Here is an 8,170-nt window from a genome sequence, read left to right on the forward strand (position 1 = left end):
TTCCTGTGATACAGACAAGATAGCAAAACAATCTTTCCACATTCTTTCGAAAATCTAACAGTTTTGAAAGATTTATCTTTTTTCTGCCGGAAGAAAAATAGAGAAGACAGAACCCTGTCCCGGCTTCGAGGATATCTTGATATAGCCTCCCCCATTTGAGAGAATCTCCCTGGCCAGAAACAAACCGATTCCCGCGCCCTCCTGCAGACTGGCTGCAGGGGATCGGTAAAAACGGGAGAATATCCTGCTCTGCTCCTCCTCTTCGATACCCATACCTTCATCGGCAACATCAATACGATGGAACAGTTCGTAAGGAACCGCTTTGATTTTGATGATACTTTGGCGCGGGGAGTATTTTACGGCATTGTCAAGAATATTATATACTGCCTCCGCCGTCCATCTGGGATCGTAATAGGCTATGCCCTCTTCCGCCTCTACTTCAATGCTGATCTCCTTCGCCTCCGCTTTGGGACTGATCTGGCCGATGACCGCGTTCAGCAAGGTCCGCACAGAACCTCTTTGGGACTTCACCTCTATAATCCCGCTTTCCAGGCGGGAAGCCTTCACTAACGCTCCGATAAGAAAATCCAGCTTTTCCGCCTGTGCGGAAAGGGCCCTTACACACAGGGCACAGTCCTCCGGCAGCTCATATTCGCCAAGAAGTTGGGAATATAGCAGAATATTGGAGACAGGCGTTTTGGTCTGATGGGAGATATCCGAAATAAGACTCTTAATTTTCTCCTTCTCCGTCGACAGGTTTTTAGAGGATACTGTACAGGAGGACAAAAAACGTGCCATTTTCCCCTCTACTGCCGATAGGAGTGACTCGTCAAAGGAGCTCTCGGCAAAATCGCCGTCTACGGCACTATCCAGCATAGTACTTAATGAAATCATAAGCCGCCGCATCCTTTTGCGGTATAGAACCGCGGTAACTGCAGCGGCGATTGCAGCAGCTGCAATTCCTGTTATCAGAATCCACCTGCCCATCATGTCACCGCCCATGTGTACCCAATGCCGTACACCGTCTTAATATACCCGGGGGAGGACGGAGCATCCTCCAGCTTGTCACGCAGACGCTTGACAGTAACCGAGAGGGCATTCTCATCCACATATTCGGCACCATCCGTCCAGACAGCATCGACCAGTTGTGCTCTCGTCAAGGTATGTCCCCTGTTTTCCAGCAATATACGAAGCAGTTTTTGCTCTGTTTTGCTCAGCTCGACCGGAATATTATTTTTTGTAAACTCCATTTTTGTGAAGGAGAACCGGAAGCCGTCTATCTGCACCGTATCAGCAAGGGAGGCAGAGCCGCTTCGCAGCCGGGCCTGTACCCTTGCCCGCAGAATCATCAGGCTGAAAGGCTTGGTAATATAATCGTCTGCTCCCAGCTCAAGGCCGGTGACCACATCCGTTTCCAGATCATTGGCTGTGAGGATGATTACCGGTATTGCAGATATTTTTCGTAACTCCTTCAGAAAATCCAGCCCGTTTCCGTCCGGTAAATTGATGTCCAGAATGATCAGATCAAAGGCTGCGTTCTCCGTCTCCTGCCGCGCGGAGCGCAGGTCCCTTACCTGGATGAAGGTAAGTTCGCTGTCTTTTAAGGCAAGGGCTATTCCATTACTTAAAGGCAGATCATCTTCAATAATCAGTATCTTTTTTATATCAAACACCTCCTCCCAGGATCTGAAACCCGGCTTTTACCGGAGGCCGCACCATTGCAGCATGGATCCGGTTATCGGTTCAATCCATACCTCTGACTCTACTCCCACTCAATGGTAGCCGGCGGCTTGCCCGTAACATCATAGCAGATTCGGTTTACATGCTTCACTTCGTTGACAATCCGGCTGGATATCCGGCCCAGCACCTCCCAGGGCAGCTCGGCAAATTCCGCCGTCATGAAATCCGTTGTGGTAACAGCTCGGAGTGCCACGGTATAATCATAGGTTCTCTCATCGCCCATAACTCCCACACTCTTTAAATTGGTCAGCACCGCAAAATATTGTCCGATGCTCCTGTCAAGGCCGGCCTTCTCTATCTCCTCCCGGTAGATATAATCCGCGTCCTGAAGGATGGCAATCTTCTCCGGTGTAATATCTCCGATGATACGGACAGCAAGCCCGGGGCCGGGGAAGGGCTGCCTGTAAACCAGCTTCTCCGGGATTCCTAGCTCCAGACCGGCTTTTCTCACCTCATCCTTGAACAGGCTGCGCAGGGGTTCAATAATTTCCTTGAAATTCACATGATCCGGGAGACCGCCCACATTGTGATGACTCTTAATAACTGCAGACTGGCCCAGGCCGCTTTCGATTACGTCCGGATAGATGGTTCCCTGAACCAGGAAATCAACAGTACCGATCTTCCCTGCCTCCTCCTCAAAAACCCGGATGAACTCTTCGCCGATGATCTTCCTCTTCTGCTCCGGCTCGGATATGCCCGCCAGTTTATCATAAAAGCGCTGCTGCGCATTGACACGGATAAAATTCAAATCAAACTGGGTGGTAAATATCTGCTCTACCTCATCCCCTTCATTTTTACGCAGTAAACCATGATCCACAAAGATGCAGGTGAGCTGCTTGCCCACTGCCTTACTGATCATAACCGCAGCAACGGAGGAATCCACACCGCCGGAAAGGGCACAAAGGACTTTCTTATCACCTATTTTGTTCTTCAGGGATTGTACCATCTCTTCTGTAAAAGAGGACATGACCCAGTCCCCGGCGCAGCGGCAGACCTGATACAGGAAATTATGCAGCATCCGGGTTCCCTCCTGGGTATGAACCACTTCGGGATGGAATTGCACCCCGTACAGATTTTCCGCCCTGTTTTCCATCGCGGCCACCGGACAGGAAGAGGAGCAGGCGGCAACCCGGAAGCCCGGAGCCAGCTCTTCAATATAATCAGTATGGCTCATCCAGCAGACAGTATCCCCAGATACCTCCTGAAACAATGGAGATTCGGTCTCTACATGAACCTCTGTCTTGCCATATTCACGAACCGGTGCCTTGGATACCCTGCCCCCGAGAAGATGGGTCATCAGCTGGCAGCCATAGCAAATCCCAAGGACAGGTATTCCCAGGTCGAATATTCCCTTGTCACAGGCCGGAGCCCCTGCCTCATAGACGCTGGCCGGTCCGCCGGTAAATATAATCCCCTTCGGGGCAATTTCCTTAATCCGTTCCAGGCTGACGGTATAGGGAAGGACTTCACAATACACATTGCATTCCCTCACCCTTCGTGCAATTAACTGATTATACTGACCGCCAAAGTCAAGCACAATAACCATTTCTTTTTTCACTGATTTTCCTCCTACTAATCCATTCCAAACGCTGCCTTGGTTCTATTTTCTCAATTACCGGGTATCTGCCTTTCCTTCCGGTAATCAGACCTGTAAAAAAATGCAGTTTTATAATACAACATTTTTTATCAATATGCCAGCAAAATTTTAACCTTATTGCTTCTTCTGTTTATCTGCGCTTGCAATGATCCGGTTAAAAGTCTTGCCATCTGCGGATCCAATTGTTTTCCCCTATTCCTTTTGATCTCCAGAAGGGCCTCTTCGACGGTCGCGGCGTCAAAGGCATCCACACCTGAATCCCTCCTCGGCATCTGACCATTCTGCGAGCCTATTCGGGTTTAATATTTCCCAAAGCTGCGGGATGCTTCCGGCAGGGACATTCGCGGAGCGGCCTGCTCCTTCAATAGGGGAACCGCTTTAATGATATCCTGATCTTTATCCGTATCCAGCTTGAACTTTCCAACCTCATGGCGCAGTGTTTCGGCCTGGGCCGACATCTCTTGGCTGGTAGCCGAATTCTCTTCCGCGGTAGCGGCATTCGTCTGCACGATAGCGGCAACCTGGGCAATTCCTTCCTTGATCTGCAAGGTTGCGTTGGTCTGTTCCGCGGATGCCCGTTGGATCTGATCAAAGCTTTCCGCTGCTCTGGAGGCTTTTACCTTTACATCCTGAAGAATCTGTGCTGTCCGGGCGGTCATTTCCGTGCCCTTTGCCACAGTAGCAACGGATATCTGGATCAGCTCACCTGTCTGCTTGGCGGCTTCCGCCGATTTGGCCGCAAGGCTGCGGACTTCATCCGCCACAACCGCAAATCCCTTTCCGGCGCTGCCGGCGCGTGCTGCTTCGATGGCGGCATTCAATGCCAGAATGTTGGTCTGGAATGCGATATCTTCAATAATCTTCGTAATATTGGCTATTTGATTGGAAGCAGAATTAATATCCACCATTGCATCGGCGAGCTGCTTCATATGTTCATTTCCCGCAGCAACACCTGCACTGGCCTGCTCGATGTCTCTGGCAGCGGAAATCACATTGGACGAATTCTCAGCCGCCTGATTCGCCACTCTTTCAATGGAAGCACTCAGCTCTTCCACCGTGGCAGCTTGTTCTGTGGATCCCGATGCAAGAGCCTGAGCTCCGCCTGCAACCTGGGCAGACCCCTCGCTGACCTGTTCCGCGGCCGTATCAATGGTGAGAAGCGTATGATTTAAGGATGCGGACAGTTCTGTAAAAGCAGACCGGACCGATGCAAAATTTCCGACATAGTCTTCCCTGAGGTGAATGCGCATATCCCCCCGTGCCATGTTTTCAAGGGTAAGGGTAATCTCTCCTATGTATGCAAGATACCTGCGCAGTTGAGCAACTGTGCGGTTGATGGCATCCGCCATCTGTCCGGTTTCGTCCCTGGAAGTCACCTCCGCTGACACATCCAGATTCCCTTCCGCAATCAGATTGGCCGTTTTTGTCAACCTCTTGACAGGGGAAACGATGCCTCTTGATAAAATCATAAGGATAATCACGATAATAACGATGGCAACCGCAAAAGTAGCCAGCATCACAGTCCGAACAGCAAAGAAATCCTCTTTGAACTCAGCATTCGGCAATCCGGTGGCAACCATCCAATCCGTGTTTCCCACCCTGGAAACATAGCCGTGATTGTGGAGACCATGGGAGGTATACTCCAGGCTGCCTTCTGATTTCGAGAGAAGAGCCTCCTTAATGCTGTCCGACATATCCGTGTCAGCAATATTCCGGTTGATATTCTCAGCGACAGGATGATAGATGATCTGACCTGCTCCTGTTGTCAGAATGTAAAACCCGGTATTCCCCAAGGTATATGCCTTAATGGTCTCTCCAAGGGATTCCAGTGAAATATCCAATCCGACTGCTCCTATGATTTCCTCTGTTCCCAGCTTGAAAACAGGTGCCGCAACGGTGACGACCTGCAGCTTGGTAGCGGTATCTTCATAGGGCTCTGTTAAAACTGCGGCGTTTGCGTTTTTCATGGTTATGAACCAGGGGCGTTTCAGTATGTCCCAGCCTTCTTTTGCCAGGAAGCCGTCCGCCTGCGCAAGCTGACTGGAATCCACATCCGAAACCCAGATATTTAAAACCGTACCATTGGCGCTCTGGATATTTCCCAGAGTGCGTTTAATTGCAGGAAAACCTTCGTATTCTGTAACCCACATGCCGGGGCCGACAGAAGTGAACAGCTCTTCCACTTCGGTACTGCTGGCCAGTGCCTTGGCAATTTCCAGATGCCTCTCAAAATAGTTATTGATATCATAGGAGGCAGCCTGGGACTTTGCACTTAATTCATTGGTTGTAAGACCGGTCACGGTAGCGCTGACAAGGGTCAGAAGGACAAAGCTGACTGCTAAAAACGCAAGAATAACAGGCCCTCCGACAAACATGAGAATTTTGGACGAAAGTGATTTAAATCCCTTTCCAGACAGATTTGCTTTTTCTTCTTGAACGATTTCTTTTTCTTTTAACACATCAATATACTCCTTTCCTTATATTTTATATCTTCGATCCATTAAAACAAGATCGATAAACTCCGATGCGGTTATTTTGGCAGACATGTTACCGGACTTTTTAAAAACCAGATGATTTCTATCCGTCCGTACGCGCTATCGAACAGCTCTTAATCCAGCGCTCCCAAGTATAAATGAGAATAAAAATAATCTGCTGTATTTTTTGAATAGCAGATTATCTTTATTCCTGTATTGCCAGCCGCAGCTTAACCCTCACCTGCCGCGTAATGAATATGCAGATTTGGATTGCCATGCATCACAAACGCACTTATTAGTTCCTACGGAATATCGCGGTTTTTTTCAAAACCGGATGGAGCCTCCACAACAGCAAGGGGATAATGCGGTATCCCGGCAAGCTGCTTTTCAGCAAGATTAGCTCAGTATATCTGCCCTCATGGTTTATTTTACCACTAATTGTGATATATTTCAACAAATACCGACAAAAGGTCATGCCGTATACACAGCATGACCTTTTGATTAATTGGTGCGGAACTTCTTAATCAGTTCATTTAATCCCTGAACCATATCATATAATTGGGTTATACTATCTGTAATCTCAATCAAAGTTACCGACTGCTCTTCCGCCGAAGCCGAAATTTCCTGCGCAGAGGCGGAATTTTCTTCTGCTGATGCAGCTACATTCTGCAGCATGCCCTGGATTTCATCCTTTTTCGCATTGATCTCCTTATTCCGGCGGGCAATCTCCTGAATTCCCTGGATCTGAAGCATCAGACCTTCCTCAATCCGGCCGATCACATCCTCTGTCCTCAGAACACTGGAATTAATCCGTTCCACACCGGCCCGATTGATGCTGATGAAGCGTACCGCTTCTTCTGACTGCATCTGCATCTGTTCAATTCTTTCCCGGATATTCTCCGTTGCCGCGCCTGTTTCACTTGCCAATTTGCGGATCTCTTCCGCCACTACCGAGAAACCGCTTCCGTGCTCTCCTGCTCTTGATGCTTCAATGCTCGCATTGAGAGCCAGCAGGTTGGTCTGCTTGGCTACCCTGGTAATGATCTCTGTTATCATGCCAATGTCCTGGGAAGCATCATTAATTTTATGTATGATTGTCTCAATCTCTGATGAATTCGTCTGATTTTCCTCATTTGCTTCCTTCAGGTGATGAACGGATGCCGCTCCTTCTTCTTTCCACTCCAAGCTTCTCTGAGCTGCCTCCTCTATGCGCATCCCTTCCTGAGCAGTGTATTCGATATCCTCACCCAGCTGCGTAATTCTCTGGACCGTATCCAGCGTTTCCCGGTACTGATCCTCTGTTAAGGATGCCATATGGGCAATGGCCTTTGCCACTTCCACCGTCGCCTCACTTACCACTCCCGAAGACTGGGTCAGATTCATTGCAAATTGATGCAGCCCGCCGCTGGAAATGGTCATGGTCTTTACAATATCATTGAAGCTGTCCAGCAGCCGGTTCACCGAATCCGCCAGCAGCCGGGTCTCATCTCTGGTCTTTACCTCAATCTTGCTCTGGGTCAGATTCCCCTGGGACACCTCCCGCAGCGTTTCGGATATCTTCTTAATGGGCCCTGTAATCCGGTTGGAGATCAGCATCGCAAGAGCGAGGGAGATTACCAGCATTATCCCTACGCTGATCATATTGCTCAGCAGGATCATATTGGCGCCCTGATAGAAATCAATATCATAGATTACCGCACATACCACCCAGTCCCAGTGAGGAAAATACATGCTATAAACTGTTTTGCTGTCCCGAATGACACTGACATCTCCCTCCAGGGCATAATTCAGAATCCCGCCGCCCTTCTTTGCCAGTTCAACGATGTCCTGAACAATCCACCGTCCATCCTTCGCCTTAAGCTCATAAATATTATCTTCCAGAAACGGATGGGAAATAATATCTCCCTGTGAATTAATAATAAAGAAATATCCCGACTCCCCCAGATTGAGGGTGTGATTGGAAAACTCCGAATTAGCTGTGGCTGAGGAAGCCGCATCCGCAGCTTCTGTTGTGGCAGTGGATACGGTATCCGCCTGATTCTTCTGCAGCCTTTTGACGGCATTGATAGAAGCCTCCTTGGCCTCTTCCTCCGACATGCTTCCCTCCCCTGCATGGGCATAAGAATAGTTACTGTTGATATCGGACATGACTGTTTCGATGGCATTCTCAAGAATAATCCGATTTGATTTGGCGATCTCATTACGTGATATGATATAATTGAACACGGATATGCTCAGCAGGGCACCTACTATGATTAAAGATATAAATAACTCAAACTTCGCACATAAATTTTAGCTATGCACCTTGAAAATTCAATACCTGGCAGTTATTCAGTTGTCAATGTTCAGACTTTATGCA

General features: G+C 48.7%; 6 protein-coding genes. All 6 read right to left on the reverse strand.

All coding sequences use genetic code 11. The annotated features are described in order from the left end of the window. Positions 1-72 precede the first annotated feature (72 nt). Positions 73-987: a sensor histidine kinase gene (locus HNQ56_RS10860; protein ID WP_429145622.1), complete on the reverse strand. Its 915-nt coding sequence runs from the start codon at positions 985-987 to the stop codon at positions 73-75. Then, positions 987-1,664, reverse strand: coding sequence for a response regulator transcription factor (locus HNQ56_RS10865; protein WP_429145656.1), 678 nt, complete (start codon positions 1,662-1,664; stop codon positions 987-989). The genes HNQ56_RS10860 and HNQ56_RS10865 overlap by 1 nt, the downstream gene beginning before the upstream one ends. A gap of 98 nt (positions 1,665-1,762) precedes the next feature. After that, positions 1,763-3,298, reverse strand: coding sequence for a glutamine-hydrolyzing GMP synthase (gene guaA / locus HNQ56_RS10870; protein ID WP_429145625.1), 1,536 nt, complete (start codon positions 3,296-3,298; stop codon positions 1,763-1,765). 128 nt (positions 3,299-3,426) lie between these two features. Next, positions 3,427-3,588 carry a hypothetical protein gene (locus tag HNQ56_RS10875; protein WP_429145627.1) on the reverse strand — a complete coding sequence of 54 codons (162 nt, stop codon included), beginning with the start codon at positions 3,586-3,588 and terminating at the stop codon, positions 3,427-3,429. A gap of 48 nt (positions 3,589-3,636) precedes the next feature. Then, entirely contained in the window at positions 3,637-5,796 is a 2,160-nt protein-coding gene (locus HNQ56_RS10880; RefSeq protein WP_429145630.1) for a methyl-accepting chemotaxis protein, read from the reverse strand. Between the two features lie 516 nt (positions 5,797-6,312). Then, the gene (locus tag HNQ56_RS10885; RefSeq protein ID WP_429145633.1) at positions 6,313-8,037 is read right to left on the reverse strand and encodes a methyl-accepting chemotaxis protein; all 1,725 of its coding nucleotides are present in this window, start codon (positions 8,035-8,037) and stop codon (positions 6,313-6,315) included. Positions 8,038-8,170 lie beyond the last annotated feature (133 nt).

Origin of the sequence: Anaerotaenia torta, assembly GCF_050433395.1 — a bacterium.
In the GTDB taxonomy this organism is placed as follows: Bacteria; Bacillota; Clostridia; order Lachnospirales; family Lachnospiraceae; genus Mobilitalea; species Mobilitalea torta.